Raw genomic sequence first — 19,343 nt, forward strand, 5'->3', positions numbered from 1 at the left:
AAGTTCACACTAAAAAAGGCCCTCCGGTCGGAGAGCCTTTCGCTTAAAGATGTTGATCCACTTTTTTCTCAGCGTCCGGATTCGGTTTTGTTTTGGGTGAAGAGAACCAACCCCATAGTGCTAAACCGACCATGACCGTCCAGAAGAATGCTTGCCACGGCGTACTGTGGGCAAAGCCTTCTGGCAATTTCATCGCTTCGAAGATTGTTCCCTCAATCGATGCGTGATATTTTGGGTGCTCTAACGCAAGAACGGCGAGCTTGACTCCAACCCACGCAACGATTGCAAAGGCCGCTGTTTCAAGCCCAGGACGTTCAGCGAGTAATCTGACGAAGACACGTGCTGCGAAACGCATCAAGACGACACCCATCAAACCACCCGTTAAGATGACGACGAAATGCCCTGTGTTCAAGCCACCAATCGCGCCATCTCCCCAGTCAGGCAATGCGACTGCGAGGGCGACCGCTGCAAGAATCGAATCGACGGCAAACGCAAGATCGGCAAATTCGATTTTAGCGACTGTTTTCCAAAATTCTGCTTTCGAAACCGGTTCGTCCGATTTTGGCTCTTGATCGAGCTCACTATCCGCTCCATGATTTTCACCGAGCCGCCGTGCCTTGGCTGTTTTGTAGATATGCCGTAGTCCCATGATGAGCAGGTATGCTGCACCAAGTGCTTGAATCTGCCAAATGTCGACGAGGAACGAAATCGCGAACAATGCCGCGAAGCGCAAGACGAATGCTCCTGCCAATCCATAAAATAAAGCCTTTTTCTGTTGTTCGCCCGGTAAGTGTTTCACCATGACGGCGAGGACGAGTGCATTATCTGCTGAAAGTAATCCTTCGAGCGCGATTAAAACGACGACTACCCAGGCATATTGAAGTACTAACTGCCAATCCATCTACTTCATTCCTTCCTATCTTATAAGTTTTATACGGACACTACTTCTCAATGAATTTACACGTTCATATGAACATATGTTATCCGATTACTCATTCAGTTGCAAGCATATAATGCCGTTGCTTTAGCAAACTGCCAATTCGAAGACTTGCTAGTTCCGTTTTGTTAGTAGTTCGTGATAAAATTCATATCAACACTCCTAGTAACGTTAGAACACATTAGCGGAATCATCAGAGTTGCTCGTCTCTAGCATTCCTGTCATGTTATTACTATTAATCAACTACAAAAGGACAAAGGGGCTAATTAAAATGTCTACCTACCCGATTACACTACCAACTAAAGAAGAGCGTCATAAGCTTTTCGGTTCTGTTCCCCCTGTTAAAGGAACAAAACCAACTGAAAAAGATAAAATGATTGATCTTCAAAATACACCAAAAAACTTCTTATTCGCACTGGATGCAGTCGGTATTTCAAACGTCAAACACCCTGTCGTCATCCAAGATGGTGACAAAACGCAGGCGACTGTCGCGACGTTCGAACTTTCGACATCACTCGTCCAAGACCGTAAAGGCATCAACATGAGTCGCTTAACGGAGCAACTCGACCAGTATCATCAAGAAGGTTGGGTCGTCACGAACGAATCCTTGATCCAGTTCGCGCGCGAACTAGCAGAACGGATGGAACAAACGGAAGGTCAATTGACGATTCGTTACCCATGGTTCTTCACGCGTAAAGCACCTGCGACGGGACTCAGCGGATTAATGAATGCCGAAGTTTGGCAAACGGTCAGTGTCGATACGGAAACGAATGAAGCAACCTTGACGGTCGGATTAACGATCAACGTCACGACGCTCTGCCCATGCTCAAAAGAAATCAGCGAGTACAGCGCCCACAACCAACGTGGTTATGTGACGATGGAAGCATCACTTCGTGACGAGGCAGACGACTTCGATTGGAAACAAGAACTACTTGATGCTGCTGAGTCTAACGCTTCAGCACCACTCCACCCGGTCCTCAAACGCCCGGATGAAAAACGTGTCACAGAGATGGCGTATGAAAACCCACGTTTCGTCGAAGACATGGTCCGCTTAATCGCGGCCGATCTCTACGAAATGGATGCCATCGCAACGTTCTTCGTCGAATGCCGTAACGAAGAAACGATTCACCAACATGATGCGATCGCCCGAATCACGTTCGATAAAGATGCAGAATAAGTAATCCATTAATTCGCTCGAGATGACTTCCCCGTCGTCTTGAGCTTTTTTTCGTTGTTCTTGTTTTCGGTAGCGTTTACACTAAAAACGAATGGAGGGGTTTCATGCTCGAATTGATACCGTTTTTACTGGAACGCCTAGGCATCATGATCATTTTGGCATTCATCCTCGCCCAGTGGGGTCCGACACGTCGTCTATTAAAACAACCGGAAGCCGGCTGGCAATTCAGTGTCCTCGTCTTGTTTTTTGCGACGTACGGCATTTTAAGTAATTATACCGGCGTCAAAGTGAACTTAGCCGAATTTTCATCCCATACATGGCTTGAAGAAGTCGAAGGAACATCTGCGATTGCAAATACACGTACGATGATCGTCGTCATCAGCGGTCTGCTCGCTGGTCCAATCGGTGGAACAATCACCGGGGTTCTCGTTGGTCTCCACCGTTATTCACTCGGCGGTTTCACGGCGTTCGCCTGTGCCCTCTCGACCGTCATCGCAGGCGGTATCAGTGGGATGTTACGTCCCTACTGGCGTGACCGTCTCGGGAGTCATGCGCTGCTGCCCGTTTGTCTCGCCGGCTTTTTGATGGTGCTCGAAATGTCACTGATTTTGTTATTATCTAAACCGTTTGAAGCTGCATTCGAGCTTGTACAATTCATCTTCCTCCCGATGACATTAATCAATGTATTAGGCGTCTGGTTATTTTTGTCGATCATTCGTCTCGCAGCACGGGAAGAAGAATCCGTCCGGGCACGGGAAGCAGAACGGTCGCTCCACATCGCTGATTTGACGTTACCGCAGTTGACCCGTGGATTAAACAGTAAAACTGCTGAAGCAGTCGCAACTGTTTTACTCGAACAGACCCGGGCCAATGCTGTCTCTTTGACGGACCGATCCGTCATTTTAGCGCACATCGGTGTCGGCAGTGACCATCATCGTGCCGGCACCCACTGGACGACGCGTCCGACAGAACACGTCTTGACGGATGGTACATTACGTCTCGTCACTGACCGGAGTGAGATCGGGTGTCCAAAACACGAGTGTCCCCTCCAAGCCGGAATCATTGCCCCTCTGACGATTGGCGCAGCGACGGTCGGAACGTTAAAAGTCTACTATCCGCACCCGGAGTCGCTTGATGCCGTCGAAGTCGAGTTGATTGAGGGATTGGCAAAGCTATTTTCGACCCAACTCGCACTCGGAAATGCTGAACGGCAGGCAGGATTACTCAAAGATGCCGAAATCCGTGCCCTTGAAGCACAAGTCCATCCGCACTTTCTTTTTAACGCGATCAATACAATCTATGCACTTTGCCGGACGGACGTCGAGCGGGCACGGGTACTCTTACTCGAACTGTCGACATTCTTCCGGAGTAACTTACAAGGTGCACGGTCTGCAAAAATCCCGCTGCAAAAGGAACTTGAACATATCGAGGCCTACATCTCACTTGAGGCAGCCCGGTTTCCGAACCGCCCATTTGTCGACATTGATTTAGTTGAAGGGACGGAACAGCTTCTTGTTCCCCCGTTCATCCTCCAGCCTTTGATCGAAAACGCCTTTTTACATGCTTTCCTGCCGGATCAGACCGGTTACGTCGGTGTGACGGCGTCAATAATCGGGGAACAACTGTTACTTGAAGTCGTCGATAACGGGCAAGGCATTGAGAAGGAACGGCTCGCCCGACTCGGACGTGAAGTCGTTCCGTCGAGCGGTACAGGGACCGCACTATTCAATACAGCTGAACGAATCCGTAGTCTGTACGGTCAGCAAGGCGCTTTTCTAATTGAGAGCCGCTTAGAGGATGGCACAAAAATTACGATGCATCTGCCCATCGAAACCGGAAAGGAGTTGCCGTATGCGTACGATTCTAATTGAGGATGAGCCCCTCGCCCGTGACGAATTACGTTACCATGTCACGCGTGCCGGTCTCGAGGTCATCGCAGAAAGCGCCAGTATAGTAGAAGCCGAACAACTCATTCGGTCACTGCAACCAGATATCGTCTTCCTCGACATCGAACTCGCGGACGGAAGTGGACTTGACCTCGCTAAACGACTCCAATCGATGCCGCGTCCTCCGGCGATTCTGTTTGTGACGGCTTATGATGTACATGCGCTCGAAGCATTTGAGCTTAATGCCTATGACTATATTTTAAAACCATATGACCCCGTCCGGATTACACGGGCGCTTGAAAAGATCATTCGACAGCCGCTGAAAAAGTCACCCCGAATTGAACGACTCGCCGTCGAGTCCGGTGAACAGTTAAAGTTGTTATCTCCGGATGCCATCGATTACATCGTCGCCGAGGGCGGAAAAACGAACATCGTCACGCGCCAACAAACTTATCAATCGAGTGACACGTTACAAGAACTCGAACGAAAGTTAGTTGAACATCGGTTCCTCCGTGTCCACCGGTCCTACCTCGTCAACTTGTCGGCAATCGATGCCATCGAACCGTGGTTCAACGGTGCTTACAACATCAAAATCCATACGATTGATGTTCCCGTTAGTCGGACCTATGTCAAAGTTTTAAAGGAAGCACTCGGAATTTGAGTGCTTCTTTTTTTCAGTTCATCTTCGATTTCCGACACTTCATCCTCAAATAACGACCGTTCATCTTGCAAATCAAAGAAAGCGCTTTCAAATCAGTTACACTTTTTCCATACCACTACGGAGGAGGAACTACGCATGAGCGCCACACCTATCGTTATTGCCGTCATTTGTATTTTATTGATTGCGTATCGTCTTTACGGCACCTTTATGGCCGCAAAAGTTCTAAAAATCAAGGATGACCGACAAACACCAGCCCATAAGTTAGCGGACGGAAAAGATTATGTCCCGACAAATAAGTGGGTCTCGTTTGGTCACCACTTCGCAGCCATCGCTGCTGCCGGTCCACTCGTCGGACCTGTTCTCGCAGCACAGTTCGGATACTTACCTGGTCTGCTTTGGCTCTTGATTGGAGCTGTCATCGGGGGAGCCGTGCACGACATGGTCGTCCTGTTCGCTTCGATGCGTCAAGACGGTCAATCGTTATCAGAAGTCGCCAAAAAGGAACTCGGTCCAGTTGCTGGTTTTTGTGCCGGACTCGCGATGCTCTTCATCATCACGATTACGATGGCCGGGTTGTCGATGGTCGTCCTGCACGCCCTTGAACACAATCCATGGGGCACATTCGCCGTCTTTTCGACGATTCCGATTGCGATGGCCGTTGGGATTTACTTACGAAAAGGTGGCAACCTCGCCTTTGCTTCGATCGTTGGTTTCTTGTTGATTCTTGCTGCAATCGGCTTTGGTCCACAATTGACGGATACGTTCATCGGAACATGGTTCGACCTATCCTCTCGTCAACTGGCGATCGCCTTACCGATTTACGCATTCTTCGCGGCAGCACTTCCGGTCTGGTTATTGCTCGCACCACGTGATTACTTATCGAGCTTCATGAAAATCGGTGTCTTTTTCGCCTTGATCGTTGGTGTTTTCATCATCAACCCGGACATTCGTTTCCCTGCCTTTACGAAGTTCGTTAATGGCGGTGGTCCTATCATTGCCGGGCCGGTCTGGCCGTTCATCTCGATTACGATTGCTTGCGGCGCGATTTCCGGTTTCCATGCCTTCGTCGGCTCCGGGACGACACCAAAGATGATCAACCGCTGGAGCGATATCAAACCGGTCGCATTCGGAGCGATGCTCGTCGAATGTCTTGTTGCTGTCATGGCATTGATTGCTGCGACATCACTCGAAGTCGGTGATTACTTCGCGATTAACTCGACGCCGGAAGCGTTTGCGACACTCGGTATGAGTACGGTTTATCTTGATGAATTGTCGCGTGAAATCGGCCTCGATCTTGCTGGCCGGACAGGCGGTGCCGTATCGCTTGCCGTCGGGATGACCTTCATCTTCCGGGCGATTCCCTGGTTCAAGGAAATCGCGAGCTACTTCTTCCAGTTCGTCATTTTGTTCGAAGCCGTCTTCATCTTGACAGCAATCGATGCCGGAACACGCGTCGCCCGGTATTTGATTCAAGATTTCTTCGGAGAATTTTATAAACCACTCAAACGGATTGACTGGATTCCGGGTGCCATCTTCGCTAGCGCACTCGGGACGTTCTTCTGGGGCTACCTCTTATTCTCTGGTGACATCGGCTCCATCTGGGCACTGTTCGGTGTTTCGAACCAGTTGATGGCATCAATCGGCTTAATCATCGGAACGACAATCATTTTGAAGATTGCCGATAAAAAAGTGTATGCCTTAACGACATTCATCCCACTCGTCTACTTGCTTGTGACCGTGACGTTCGCGGACATCTGGATGGTCGCAAATGTTTACGCAAATCCTGCATCAGCCGGTTTCAGCATCCTCAATACGATTCTTTCCGTCACGATGGGCATTCTCGCTGTCGTCATTACGATCTCTGCCGTCCGGAAATGGATTGAATTGCTGAATTCACCACGCTGGGAAGCCATGAAGAAATCAGCTTAATTGCATACGACATCAAAACGAGAGAAAATCCGGTCGCGCTAACTGTCTCGCCTCGTCTTCCGTCACGGTATTCCCTAAAAAGCGTCGCGTTTCGTTGACTCCTACGGGAAAAAGCGCGTGATTCACGCGGCTTGCCAGAGGCAGGCAAGACCCTGCTCGTTGTCCGTGAGGATCAAGGAGCAACGGCTTGCGCCTCGCCCGAGGAAAGCAACGAAAAAAGACGCTTGATCTCCCGATGGCACGTTGTCTACAGCCTGAAACGAGAGGATGACCCCTTTGATGGGGTCATCCTCTCATTTATTTTGATTCGCTTCGTACTGCCAAATCTGTCGCCCGGACCGTTCCCCACGGCGAAACATCAGCTTTGACTTCTAATTTTTTGGCATCCTCATATCCTTTACCCGCACCCTGTTCGACGTAATATTGGGTCAACTGGGGAATCGTCACATATTCATCGTAATACTCACCAGCAACCGAACCGAAAAAACGTTTATTCGAAATTTGATCAATTCTCGCGTATCCGTCTTTCCCGGTCGCAAATGTGACGTAAACAAGTCCCTGTTTGACGGAAGCATCCGGTTTCAAATCCGGATATTGCAGCATGACATACTCCCCGTAAATCGGATCGAACGGATCAAACGGTTCTGCCCGAAAACGATAACTTTCACCGAACCACGAAATCGCGTAAAAACTGAGCACGACCAGCAAAACAATCAATGTCTGGATAACCGCAAATCCGTACTTTTTCATGAGGGTTGACCTCCTTCACGACGCCGTTGCATCCACCAGAGTACAGCGGCAATCAGGAATACGAGTAAGGCACCGACTAAGAAAAAGAGTGACATATTGAGCCGGTTCCACGCATAAATGAAGTAAATCGTTAGTTGGACGGCAATAAAATAAAGGAAGGGAATCAGTAAACGGTGCCCTGTCCGTTCCCGCTCGATTAAATAGATGAATGCCATGACCTCAACTAAAATCGCTATTAAAATCGCTTGTTCCTCGAACCAAAGGAGTCCAATCAACCCAAGTGGTACGATGAAAAGGAGCGGACGGTAACGTGCATAAATCAAACTTCCGACCGCGACTGCGGCAAGTACGAGGAATAAGGCTTCGACGAGCGAAACCGGAACAGTTGTCGTTTCTGCACGGACAGATAGATAGACCAGTGAGTTAATGGCTGCCGTGACTAAATAAAGTGCGTAAAGGAGCGGGCGCTTTTGTTCCTCTCGAACAAGTAACAGCAATGGAACGAGTAAAAATAAAGTCCAAATCGGCCAAAGAATGCCTTCGTAGGACACGAGGAAAAACAATTCCAATCCTGCGAAATAAAGAAGCAACCAGCTAAAGATCAGTGACGGAAACGTTTGACTGAAATAGAACCAGGCGACAGCGACTATGATTAAACAGACAAATGACGTCCAGTCAAGAAACGTCGCGTACTCGTTCCCGAAGCTGCCGATTCCCGTAAAAATATTCAATCCTGCCAAAAAAGCGACGACAGCGTAGGCAGCGTGACGCCAAACGAAAAAATGACCGAGTGCCATAAGAAAGATTACCCAGGCAATGAATGAGCTTTCAAGCGACATATGAAAACTCTGGACCGTGACGACCAATGCGCCGAGAAATGCGAGCATCCCGAGTATCCGGAACGCCACGGGATTCCAAATCGTCCGACGTTCTGAAATATCAGCCAGCACATAACAACTGATCATGATGACAAGAACGAGTCCGATTTTGACCAATGCCGGAATGACTTGCCAATTCGCCGCTAAAAAACTGAGTAATGCTAAGCCGACAAACGTCAACCCGACAATCAATAGCAGCGGTGTCCGATTTTTTGCATGACGTGTTTGCTCATACGCTTCAATCCGCTTGACGACCTCCGCATCCAGTAATCCTGCTTGTTGCCATTCCTTTAACTTCGTCAATCGCGCCATCATTGACACCTCCTCAGACTAAAGCCGTCTTTTAATATTTTCCCGTTTTCTACGTCTTTCAAGCTGTTCGACGAAAAAAAGTGACTACGTCATTCGAGCTCATAGACGTAGTCACTTTTTTTGCTGATCACACCCGGAATTGGGCGACCATTTCTTGTAATTCTTCTGCCATGTCCGAGAGGGCTTTCGCAGATTGCGAGATTTCTTCCATCGAACCAAGCTGTTCTTCCGTCGTCGTCGCGACACGTTCAGATGCTGTTGAATTCTCATCTGCAATATTCGCGATTTCTGTCGCAGAAGCTGACACTTCTTGAACGTTCGCCGCGATTTCTTCGACCGTCGCTGTGACATCTTCGATTCGCGGCGTCATTTCTTGAGTCCGTAACATGATTTTCTTGAAGCGCTCCGCGGAGTCTTCCGTTGTCTCAAGTCCTGCTTTCGTGTTGTGCGAAACTTCTTTCATCAAGGAAACGGAACGTTCCGTTTCCTGTTTGATGTTCGTGATCAAATGCGAAATTTGTTTTGTTGATTCCTGCGATTGTTCGGCTAACTTCCGGACTTCACTCGCGACAACGGCAAAGCCTTTTCCGTTCTCACCGGCCCGTGCTGCTTCAATCGCTGCATTCAAGGCGAGTAAGTTCGTTTGGGCGGCGATTCCGTTAATGACATCAACAATTTTCCCGATTTCATTCGACCGATGTGCCAAGGACTGAATGACTTCCCCGAAGTTTTCGACCGATGCATCAATCGCTTTCATCTGTGTCACGTTTTTCCCTACTGCGACCGTTCCATCTTCCGCTTCTAATGCTGTCGCACGTGATAACTCGGATACGTCTGTCGAACTTTCCGCAATCCGCATGACACCGGACGTAATCGATTGGAGGGAAACGGCATTTCCTTCAAGCTGGCGTTTCGAATGATTTGCTCCTGCCGCCATCTGTTGGACGGAACCGGAGATTTGTTCAGAAGCAGCTGTCGTTTGTGCAGCATTCGCCATCAGTTCTTGTGACGAGGCAGCGACTTGCCCAATCGATTGATCAAGATTCGTGACGATTGAGCGGAGCGACGTCACCATGACGTTAAAGCTTTGCGCGACTTGACCAATTTCATCGTTTGATTCGACAACGACTTGCTCTGTTAAGTCGCCCTCTTTAATCCGTTCCGCACTTGCCGTTAAACGGTTCAGCGGACGGAGGATTGAACGGAGGATGAAGTAGATTAAGACGGCGGCTAGTAAAAATGTTCCGATGATGACGGCGACCGTCGTCCAAAGAATGCCGGACGTCTCATTCGTGATTTCTTTATCGTACAGCGTCCCGGCGACTTTCCAGCCCGTCAGTCCGTTCGTCATGAAATCCATTTTCTTTCCTTCGCCCTCAAACTCATAAGAGAACTGGCCATTTTCCCCGGCATAGAGAGAAGTCACCCAGTCGCCTGACGCTTTTTCTCCCGCTTTCATTGTCGGATGGGTAACGAAGTTTTTGTTTGAATCAAGAATCGTCACATAGCCTTCTTTACCGATTTTAATTTTTTTGGCGATTTCAGAAATTCGGTCGACATCGACATCAACGGCGACGACACCACGACCGTTGCCACCCGTCTGTGAAAGTGTGACCATCATTTTTCCTGATGAGGCATCCACGTAGGGGTCCGTAATGACGACCTTTCCCCCCGCCTCATCAGCAGCCTTGTACCAAGGACGCTCGCGTGGATCATAATCTTCCGGCAACGATTGCTCCGGATAAATCGTCATCTCACCGTCTGTCGTCGCATAATAAATATTCGCCGCTTGCGGATGTGTATCGAGATACTCCGTCATCTTTTCCTTTAACGCTAAATTTTGTTTACCTTTTTTATAAAGCATCCCGTCAATCCGGTCTGCAAAGAACGCAACATCTCGTCGCATCGGATCAACGATGTTCATAATCTCATCATTCATCCGGTCGACACCGGCATGTGCCGATTGTAAGATTTGATTCGTGACTTTTTGTTTTGCTTGATTGTATGCAACAAAACCAATCAATAATGAAGGAATCAATAATAAAAGCAAAGACGTGATAATTAATTTCTGTTTGATGCTCATCGAACGTTTTTTTGTCTGTTCCATACAAAACTCCTCTTCCCGAGACTTTACACTCGCTGTTCTAATCTATATATCGGTCAGAACGTGTCTTTTTTCACAACTAAATGAAAAAGTAGTTAATCCATTTTCATAGATTACCTCAGGCTGTAGACAAAGTGCCATCGGGAGATCAAGCGTCTTTTTTCGTTGCTTCTTGATCCTCACGGACAAGAAGCAGGGTCTTGCCTGCCTCTAAAAGTGCGTTAAAAACGCACTTTTAGAGGCAGGAGTCAACGAAACGTGACGCTTTTTAGGGAATACCATGACGAAAAGCCAGTCATGCAGACGGTTTCGGGCGCCATCCGTCTCGCATCGCTTAGAACCGCGAAAAGCAATCGGTCGCGACCCTGCAGCTTTGCTGTAGCGGCGTGACCGATTGCCGCTTTGAAGACGAGGCGAGACAGGGAAGCGCGACCGGATTGTCTCTCGTTATCGCATGTTCACGCTTCATAAGAGTTTGTCTACACGCTGAGGGAATCCATTTCCATAGATTACCTAGTCTGCAGAAAAATGCTCATGTAAATTAATGAAGATGGACAAAAAAACGCCGATGATTCCGTATGAAAAACGGGATCATCGGCGTTTCAAGTCATTTGCATCGTAAAATCATCCATCATGAAGAGTGATGCTGGAGCGACTTTTGAGTCCGTCTAAAAACACGATCATTTTACGCTTCTTGATCGCCCTTCCAGTTCATCATCCCGCCTTCGACGTTGACGACATCGTATCCGTACTGCTCGAGGAAACGTCCGACGTTTTCACTGCGTCCACCTGCTTTACAGATCAGGTAATATGTTTCACCTTCTTGAAGCTCCGTATAGCGTTCACCGATTTCGGACATCGGTAAAAAACGGACACTCGGAATATGACCCGCGTCATATTCATCCTGCTCGCGCACGTCAACGACATGTAAGGCTTCACCGGCTTCAAGTTTTTCTTGTAACTCATCGACATGGATTGTTTTCATCGTAGTTCCTCCTCTTATCTCATCTTTGTTCAGTGTAGCAAAACTGACGCCGAAACAGAACAAAAGAGACCAGCCAAAGCCGGTCTCCCCGATTCATTCCCCTGATGCCCGTTCGAACGTGCGTCGTGTCTGTTTATGCATTCCCCGTGCATAGTAGACCGCAATCAAAATCACATACCAAAGTGGTCCGACGATGAGCGCAATGCGTGTACTGGCATCAAACGCCATCAAGACAATGACGCCAGCCAGTGCAAGCAAGGCGATGTAGTTCGCGACCGGGAAAAACGGAACAGCGAATTCTGCTGTACCATACACCTTCCGGGCCCGCATTTGCGAAATCAAAATCATTGCCCATGTCCAGACGGCTCCGAACGTCGCAATACTCGTGACGATTGCAAAAACACTTTCCGGTAAGAAATAGTTTAAGGCGACGCCGACGAGCAGCGCAATCCCTGAAAGAATCGTCGCGAGTGCCGGGACACCATTTTTCGAAATTTTTGCGAAGCGTTTTGGTGCCTCTTCGTTCTGTGCCAGATTCATCATCATCCGTGCCGTCGAGAAAATCCCCGAGTTACATGACGACAAGGCTGCTGTCAGTACAACGAAGTTGATGATACCGGCTGCTGCCGGAATACCGAGCTGCTGAAACAATAAGACGAATGGGCTACTGTTATTTTGTCCGACTTGATCCCATGGATAAATCGACAAGATGACGAACAGCGCACCAATGTAGAAAATCAAAATCCGTAAAAAGACGTTGTTGACCGCCTTCCGAATCGTTTTCTTCGGATTTTTAGCTTCCCCAGCTGTGACCCCAATCACTTCAATGCCTAAGAACGCAAACATGACCATTTGCATCGCCAGCAGGACTCCCCCGAATCCGTTTGGCAGGAATCCACCATGCGACCAAAGATTAGAAATCCCTACCGGTGTGCCTCCGTTACCAAGTCCGACGACAATCGTCAACGTTCCAAGAATAATCATCGCGACAATCGCGACGATTTTAATCAAGGCGAACCAAAATTCGAATTCACCGTAAAATTTGACGGCGATGAAATTAATGCTCGTCATAAGTAATAATGCCGCAAGCGCCCAAATCCAGCGTTCCGACTGCGGGAACCATTCCTGCATATAAATTCCGACTGCTGTGATTTCTGCCATACATGTAAAAATCCACAGGAGCCAATAATTCCACCCGGTCAAAAATCCAGCGAGTGGACTGACATATTTCCGGGCGTATTCAGCAAAGCTTCCCGCCACCGGTTCACGTACTGCGAGCTCCCCAAGTGCCCGCATGATGATGAAGATGATGATACCGCCGATCAAATAACCAATCAGAATCCCTGGTCCTGCCAGTTGAATGGCTTTTGCTGATCCTAAGAAGAGTCCAACACCGATTGCCGCCCCCAGCGACATCAGCGTAATATGACGCTCTTCCAGTCCCCGATTTAGCTCTGTCTGTTGTTTCATCCGTACGACGTCCTTCCTGTCTCTCGATCGTTCTTAGCAGTTCCCCAAAAACCGCTACGTTGTCAGTATAAAGAAGTTGTGTCTTCTTTGTAAACGTTTTCAAGTGAGATTTACCACTTTTCTCCCATACTCGAAATATTCTGATTTGTGTAGCGGTTTGAACAAAAAAAGGGAGCTTCCTGCTACTAGATAGTATACAGGACAGCTCCACCAGGAAGGTTACAACTTTTATTCAGCTTTTGCGAAATTCTCGTCCCGAGAGCGTTGTTTTCGCTCTGCTAGACGGAACAACCCATTTAATAACAAGGCCGTCAACGAACCGGCGACGATCGGACTATCCGTCAAGACACGGATCTGTTCCGGTAAGCCGGACACGATTGCCGGGTTCATGCTGATACCAAGTCCGACACCAAGCGATAAGGCAACCGTCAAGACGTGGTCATTTTTTGCGAAGTCGACACGCGACAAAATCCGGATTCCACTCGCGGCAACCGTCCCGAACATGATGAGCATTGCCCCGCCAAGGACTGGTTTTGGAATCAACGTCGTAAAGGTTGCGACTTTCGGTAAGAAACCGAGAATCACTAAAAACAACCCGGCAAAGATGATGACTTTTCGTGTTTTAACGCCCGTCAATTGAACGAGTCCTACATTTTGACTGTAGGTCGTGTATGGAAAACTATTGAACATCCCGCCGATCATCGTCGCGACACCTTCTGCCCGGTAACCGCGTGCTAAATCATCTTTCGTGAGTTTTTTATCGGTGATTTCACCGAGCGTTAAGAAGACGCCTGTCGATTCAACCATCGAGACGAGACCGACGAGCGTCATCGTCAAAATCGCCGTGATATTAAACGTCGGTGCACCGAAGTAAAACGGTGTGACCATCTGGAACCACGAGGCATCAGCGACCGGACTAAAATCAATCATCCCCATACCGAATGCGACAAGTGTCCCGACGAGCACGGCAATCAGGACAGCAGCTGCTTTTGAAAAAACAGTCCCATACCGATTTAAAACCAAGATTAAGGCAATCGTTAGTCCGGCAAGACCGAGGTAACGGAAGTCACCAAAATCTTTAACGCCTTGTCCACCACCGATATCATTGATTGCTGCCGGAATGAGTGATATTCCGATGATCGTCACGACTGACCCAAGCACGACCGGTGGAAATAAAATCGCAATCCGGCTAAAGAGTCCGGAAATTAATAAAATGATGATGCCACTTGCGATTAATGCACCATAAATGGCTGTAATACCTTGCAGACTACCAATAGCAATCATCGGCCCGACTGCCGTGAACGTACATCCGAGCACGACCGGAAGTCCGACACCGGTATACTTCGTGACGAAGACTTGGAGTAACGTCGCGATTCCGCACATGAATAAGTCAATCGCGACGAGATATGCGAGTCCTTCCCCGGATAAGCCGATTGCACTGCCGACGATTAACGGAACGATGGCTGCTCCCGTATACATCGCAAGGACATGCTGGAGTCCGAGTCCTGCCGCTTTAAGATTCGATAACGATTTCATACGTTCACCGAGCGGACGAACGTCGCCTTCCCGTGCTCTAGTTTTTCAATCCGTGCAAGCGATTCGACGCGGAACCCTGCCTGAACCAATTTCTCGCGTCCCGGTTGGAATGATTTTTCAATCACGATGCCGATGCCGACGACTTCCGCTCCAGCCTGTTCGACTAATTTGGCAAGACCAAACGCCGCCTCACCGTTCGCTAAGAAGTCATCAATGATCAGCACCCGTTCTCCTTGCTGTAAGTACTTTTCAGCGACCGTGATCGTACTCGTCTGTTGTTTCGTAAACGAGTAGACTTCCGCTGAAATCGTTCCTTCGTTCAATGTCAGTGATTTCGTTTTTCGCGCGTAGACCATCGGGACGCCAAGACGAAGTGCTGTCATCATCGCCGGCGCGATTCCACCCGCCTCAATCGTCAAGATTCGTGTAATCCCCGCATCTTGAAAACGATGCATGAATTCATAGGCGATTTCCCACATCAGTGTCGGGTCGACCTGGTGATTAAGGAATGCGTCGACTTTCAATACTTGATCCGACAGGACGATGCCTTCTTGATTAATCATTTCTTCTAAACGTTTCATAACTGATTTCTCCTTTATTGACGAAAAAAACGTACAGCGCTACCCCGGGGGCAGCCACTGTACGCCAAAGAAGAGAGCAGTAACTCACCACCCGTAGTCGGATCGTTACGGCGATCCGGTAGAGACTCGTGGGCCAATCCCCACTATTATACGAGCGTTGCTATACGTTTATGATTCGTGCATGATGTGTTTCATTTTACGATGTTCTTTGAAAAAGTAAAGACTTTTCCGTTTTATGCTTTCGCTTCAACTGCTTGAGCTGCCGTGATGATCGCAAGTTTGTAGACATCTTCTTCATTACAGCCGCGCGACAAATCGTTGACCGGTTTGTTCAAACCTTGGAGAATCGGTCCGATCGCTTCAAATCCACCAAGACGTTGTGCGATTTTGTAGCCGATGTTTCCAGACTCAAGGCTCGGGAAGATGAAGACGTTCGCTTGACCGGCAACATCTGATTCCGGTGCTTTTGATTTCGCGACGCTCGGGACGAACGCTGCATCAAATTGTAATTCTCCGTCGATTGCAAGTTCAGGGGCACGTTCTTTTGCGAGACGTGTTGCTTCGACGACACGTTCTGTTTCCGGTGATTTCGCTGAACCTTTTGTCGAGAAACTGAGCAATGCCACTTTCGGCTCGATGCCGAATGTTTTTGCTGTTTTAGCTGATGCAATCGCATTTTCTGCTAAGTCGTTTGCGTCAGGTGCGATATTGATTGCGCAGTCAGCGAAGACGTACTGCTCATCGTCACGAACCATGATGAAGACACCCGATGTTTTTTTGTAACCTTCTTGCATCTTGATGATTTGAAGGGCCGGGCGTACCGTATCGCCTGTCGCGTGCATTGCACCAGAAACGAGTCCTTCTGCTTTACCGGTATGGACGAGCATCGTACCGAACGTGTTGACGTCCTTTAAGATGACTTCACGTGCTTGTTCTTCTGTCGCTTTTCCTTTACGGCGTTCGACGAAAGAAGCAACAAGTTCTTCGATGGCATCGTATGAAGCAGGATCGATCGTTTCAAGACCTGTTACATCGATTCCGTTCGCTGAAGCCGTTTCTTCAATCTTCATTCGTGGTCCGATGACGATAGGTGTGACAAGACCATCTTTTTTCAGACGGACAGCAGCGCCAAGAACACGTGCGTCGATTCCTTCCGGGAAAACGATTGTCGGTTGGTGTGCTTTTACTTTTGTCTCAAGCATTTCGAATAATTGCATGATTTTTCTCTCCTTTTATGTCAATCAAGTGTCGACTTCTATTGTTTATCCATTCCATCGTTCATTATACACAGTTCTGTTTCGTTATTAAAACAATTTGCAAAAAAGTTATTTTACCATTCTAACAAGCGGCTTTTCCCAACTGTTACAGTTATTTCAATGAATAGTACAGAAGGCATTTCAAACGTTTCAGCGCACCCTTTTAGTTCATACCCCGATTCTCGTCAGTTCATGTCTCACTCCATAGTGAGAGCTGGTCGTTTTGTTGCGATGGAACGTCCGATATGTGATAAGATTAGCACTGGAGAATATACTTTTTATTATAGATTTCAGGAGGTTTTTTTCATGGATCATCAAACATCTGAACCAACTGCTACACAGCAAGCCGCCGAGACACTCGACGGCTGGTATACATTACATGATTTCCGTCGGATTGACTGGTCACGCTTAAAACAAGTCGACGCAGCTACACGGACAAACATGATTAACGAATTCCAAACGTTCTTAAGTGAACTCGGACAAGTCGAAGAACAAAAAGAAGGCAGCCACGCCCTTTACACGATCATTGGTCAAAAGGCTGACCTCGTCTTGATGGTCCTCCGTCCGACGATGGAAGACATTCAAGCCGTTGAAGTGAAAATGCAAAAACTCGATTTGTATGACTACCTCATCCCGACGTATTCATATGTCTCCGTCGTCGAACTTGGCACATACCGTGGATCTGGCGAAGGGAATCCATATGAAAATCCATACGTCCGCGACCGTCTCTATCCAATCTTGCCGAAATCGAAGCACATCTGCTTCTACCCGATGAGTAAATCACGTCGCGATGGCGATAACTGGTACACACTTTCGATGGAGAAACGGAAAGAGCTCATGTACCGTCATGGTATGATCGGACGGAGCTATGCTGGGAAGATTCAACAAATCATCGGTGGATCAACTGGCTTTGACGATTGGGAATGGGGCGTCACATTGTTCGCGAATGACATCCTCCAGTTCAAAAAAATCGTCTATGAAATGCGCTTTGACGAAGTTAGCGCAAAATACGGTGAATTTGGTGAATTCTTCATCGGAAACCGTCTTGAGTCAAGTGAGCTCGAAACACATTTCGCACTTTAATATGCTAAAAGACGTTTCATAGAAAAACCCTATGGGAATATACTCTTTGCGGCCATAAAAGATGTACGTTTTATACGTTAAGGAGGAATTATCATGGGGAATGCTATGAACCGGTCAACTCGATCGCGTGAATTGCAATTCGCTGTGCTTTCAAAAGAGCTAAAGCCAGTTGCACAACGTGTACTGGATCGCTATGAGCAAGCATTATCGAAGCTAAATAAAACACAACCAATAAAGCATTGAGGCAGTCGCCTCAATCGTAATCGGTCAAGGAGCAGTAATGTCTCTTGACCGTTTTTTTGTCTTTCGATGGCGTAATCGTCGTAAAAAGACAAAAAAAGAGAGTGGATATACATCCACTCCCAGTATGTAGACAAACTTTGAGCATGCGATATCGAGATGCAATTCGTTTGCACTTCCCTGTCTCGCCTCGCCTTCAAAGCGGCAATCGGTCGCGGTTCTAAAGTGACTCGAGACGGATTGCGCCCTATACAGTCTGCGTGCCTGGATTTCCCTCAGGATATTACCTGAAAAGCGTCGCGTTTCGTTGACTCCTACGGGGAAAAGTGCGTTTTTAACGCACTTTCAGAGGCAGGCAAGACCCTGCTCATTGTCCGTGAGGATCAAGGAGCAACGGCTTGCGCCTCGCCCGAGGAAAGCAATGAAAAAAGACGCTTTTAACTACCGATATCACGGAGAGTGACTATAAAAGCCACTCCCTTACTTTCGTTTAAAGACCAACTTTCAAGTCAGTCGATCAATCATAATCCTTTATACGCACCAATCGCGACAAAAATCCATGCTGCGATGAACAGAACGCCGCCAATCGGTGTGATTGCACCGAGTTTTGTAATCCCTGTCAGCGCCATGACGTATAAGCTGCCGGAGAAAAAGACGATTCCGGCGAGCATCAGCCAACCCGCAAGCGAAAATTGTGAAATCGAAACTTTCAGTAACATCCCACCGAGTGCCAAAATACCAAGTGAATGGACCATTTGGTACAGGACACCTGCCTGCCAGTTCGCAAGCATCCGCTCAGATAACATATCTTTTAGCGCATGCGCTCCGAACGCACCGAGTGCGACCGCAAGCATCATCGATAAAGAACCAATCATAATCAATACTTTCATTGTCATTCTCCCCCTAAACGTCGTGCTGGTAAATTCCATTCATAATAATAAGATAGCATACGTAAAATCGTAATGAGTCCGAGTAATGTGAACAAATGCAGAGGATTCGTCAGTTGGAAACGATCGATGACGAGCGCTGCCATGACGGCCCACATCGCATAGATTTCCTTATGCAGGACAAGCGGCTTGCGTCCGGCCAGTAAATCCCGGATGACACCACCACCGACACCCGTTAAAACTGCTGCCGAAATCGTCGCTGAAAGAGGTAATCCTTTTGCAGATGCCATGAGTGCACCTTGAATCGCAAATGCGGATAAACCGAGTGCATCGGCGAGTACGCCCCACCGTGACCAATGCGGTAAGAATAATTGAGGTAAAACAAAGATTAATAACGCGACTAAAATCGCAATCAAAAACAATCCACCTTGCGACCAAAGTGCCGAGACGGGTACGCCAATCAACAAATTCCGGATTGCTCCACCGCCAAACGCCGTGATTAATGCAAGTAACCAAACCCCAAACAAATCATATTTTTCTTCCATCGCAACAATCGCGCCACTCATCGCGAATGCGACCGTGCCGATGATATTTAATAAGTCCCAGGACATGCACACATTTCACCTTTCCACATTGAAATTCCATTACTTACTATACTCTCTTTTAGCGTA

The 19,343-nt window shown here is 48.0% G+C and carries 17 protein-coding genes and 1 riboswitch; of the genes, 6 read left to right on the top strand and 11 right to left on the bottom strand.

Going from position 1 to position 19,343, the window contains the following annotated elements:
* Positions 1–43 precede the first annotated feature (43 nt).
* Positions 44–901, bottom strand: a complete 858-nt coding sequence (locus KNQ04_RS11755) for a TerC family protein (protein WP_214850950.1) — start codon at positions 899–901, stop codon at positions 44–46.
* A gap of 307 nt (positions 902–1,208) precedes the next feature.
* Here KNQ04_RS11755 and folE2 point away from each other — a divergent pair, with 307 nt between their 5' ends.
* The 4 genes from folE2 (at position 1,209) to KNQ04_RS11775 (ending at position 6,590) form a co-directional block, all read left to right on the top strand.
* The gene (folE2, locus tag KNQ04_RS11760; protein ID WP_214850951.1) at positions 1,209–2,114 is read left to right on the top strand and encodes a GTP cyclohydrolase FolE2; all 906 of its coding nucleotides are present in this window, start codon (positions 1,209–1,211) and stop codon (positions 2,112–2,114) included.
* A gap of 104 nt (positions 2,115–2,218) precedes the next feature.
* Positions 2,219–3,985 (top strand): LytS/YhcK type 5TM receptor domain-containing protein, encoded by a 1,767-nt coding sequence (locus KNQ04_RS11765; protein ID WP_214850952.1) that lies wholly within the window; start codon positions 2,219–2,221, stop codon positions 3,983–3,985.
* A complete protein-coding gene (locus KNQ04_RS11770; protein ID WP_214850954.1) occupies positions 3,966–4,661 on the top strand; it encodes a LytR/AlgR family response regulator transcription factor in 696 nt (231 codons plus the stop codon). The genes KNQ04_RS11765 and KNQ04_RS11770 overlap by 20 nt, the downstream gene beginning before the upstream one ends.
* Before the next feature lie 135 nt (positions 4,662–4,796).
* Positions 4,797–6,590, top strand: a complete 1,794-nt coding sequence (locus tag KNQ04_RS11775; protein WP_214850955.1) for a carbon starvation CstA family protein — start codon at positions 4,797–4,799, stop codon at positions 6,588–6,590.
* A gap of 297 nt (positions 6,591–6,887) precedes the next feature.
* Here KNQ04_RS11775 and KNQ04_RS11780 read toward each other — a convergent pair whose 3' ends face one another.
* The 8 genes from KNQ04_RS11780 to pta form a co-directional block, all read right to left on the bottom strand.
* Positions 6,888–7,340 carry a GDYXXLXY domain-containing protein gene (locus KNQ04_RS11780; protein ID WP_214850956.1) on the bottom strand — a complete coding sequence of 151 codons (453 nt, stop codon included), beginning with the start codon at positions 7,338–7,340 and terminating at the stop codon, positions 6,888–6,890.
* Positions 7,337–8,530, bottom strand: coding sequence for a DUF2157 domain-containing protein (locus KNQ04_RS11785; RefSeq protein ID WP_214850957.1), 1,194 nt, complete (start codon positions 8,528–8,530; stop codon positions 7,337–7,339). The genes KNQ04_RS11780 and KNQ04_RS11785 overlap by 4 nt, the downstream gene beginning before the upstream one ends.
* Before the next feature lie 127 nt (positions 8,531–8,657).
* Positions 8,658–10,637 carry a methyl-accepting chemotaxis protein gene (locus KNQ04_RS11790; protein WP_214850958.1) on the bottom strand — a complete coding sequence of 660 codons (1,980 nt, stop codon included), beginning with the start codon at positions 10,635–10,637 and terminating at the stop codon, positions 8,658–8,660.
* 682 nt (positions 10,638–11,319) lie between these two features.
* A complete protein-coding gene (locus tag KNQ04_RS11795) occupies positions 11,320–11,619 on the bottom strand; it encodes a rhodanese-like domain-containing protein (RefSeq protein WP_214850959.1) in 300 nt (99 codons plus the stop codon).
* Between the two features lie 93 nt (positions 11,620–11,712).
* Positions 11,713–13,089: an amino acid permease gene (locus KNQ04_RS11800; protein WP_214850960.1), complete on the bottom strand. Its 1,377-nt coding sequence runs from the start codon at positions 13,087–13,089 to the stop codon at positions 11,713–11,715.
* 228 nt (positions 13,090–13,317) lie between these two features.
* Complete coding sequence (locus KNQ04_RS11805) at positions 13,318–14,625, bottom strand: nucleobase:cation symporter-2 family protein (RefSeq protein ID WP_214850961.1); 1,308 nt, start codon at positions 14,623–14,625, stop codon at positions 13,318–13,320.
* A complete protein-coding gene (locus KNQ04_RS11810) occupies positions 14,622–15,206 on the bottom strand; it encodes a xanthine phosphoribosyltransferase (RefSeq protein WP_214850963.1) in 585 nt (194 codons plus the stop codon). The genes KNQ04_RS11805 and KNQ04_RS11810 overlap by 4 nt, the downstream gene beginning before the upstream one ends.
* A 74-nt stretch (positions 15,207–15,280) precedes the next feature.
* Positions 15,281–15,380: riboswitch (purine riboswitch) on the bottom strand.
* 59 nt (positions 15,381–15,439) lie between these two features.
* Positions 15,440–16,423, bottom strand: coding sequence for a phosphate acetyltransferase (pta, locus tag KNQ04_RS11815; protein ID WP_251137021.1), 984 nt, complete (start codon positions 16,421–16,423; stop codon positions 15,440–15,442).
* Between the two features lie 345 nt (positions 16,424–16,768).
* Between pta and hemQ the strand changes: the two genes are divergently transcribed.
* Positions 16,769–17,545 (top strand): hydrogen peroxide-dependent heme synthase, encoded by a 777-nt coding sequence (gene hemQ / locus KNQ04_RS11820; protein WP_214850964.1) that lies wholly within the window; start codon positions 16,769–16,771, stop codon positions 17,543–17,545.
* 93 nt (positions 17,546–17,638) lie between these two features.
* Positions 17,639–17,788 carry a hypothetical protein gene (locus KNQ04_RS11825; protein ID WP_204251414.1) on the top strand — a complete coding sequence of 50 codons (150 nt, stop codon included), beginning with the start codon at positions 17,639–17,641 and terminating at the stop codon, positions 17,786–17,788.
* A gap of 518 nt (positions 17,789–18,306) precedes the next feature.
* Here KNQ04_RS11825 and KNQ04_RS11830 read toward each other — a convergent pair.
* Both KNQ04_RS11830 and KNQ04_RS11835 read right to left on the bottom strand, forming a co-directional pair.
* The gene (locus KNQ04_RS11830) at positions 18,307–18,675 is read right to left on the bottom strand and encodes a DUF423 domain-containing protein (RefSeq protein ID WP_214850965.1); all 369 of its coding nucleotides are present in this window, start codon (positions 18,673–18,675) and stop codon (positions 18,307–18,309) included.
* A 2-nt stretch (positions 18,676–18,677) separates the two neighbouring features.
* Positions 18,678–19,283, bottom strand: a complete 606-nt coding sequence (locus KNQ04_RS11835; protein ID WP_029332360.1) for a trimeric intracellular cation channel family protein — start codon at positions 19,281–19,283, stop codon at positions 18,678–18,680.
* Positions 19,284–19,343: the final 60 nt, after the last annotated feature.

The organism is Exiguobacterium sp. s193 (assembly GCF_018618755.1).
In the GTDB taxonomy this organism is placed as follows: domain Bacteria; phylum Bacillota; class Bacilli; order Exiguobacteriales; family Exiguobacteriaceae; genus Exiguobacterium_A.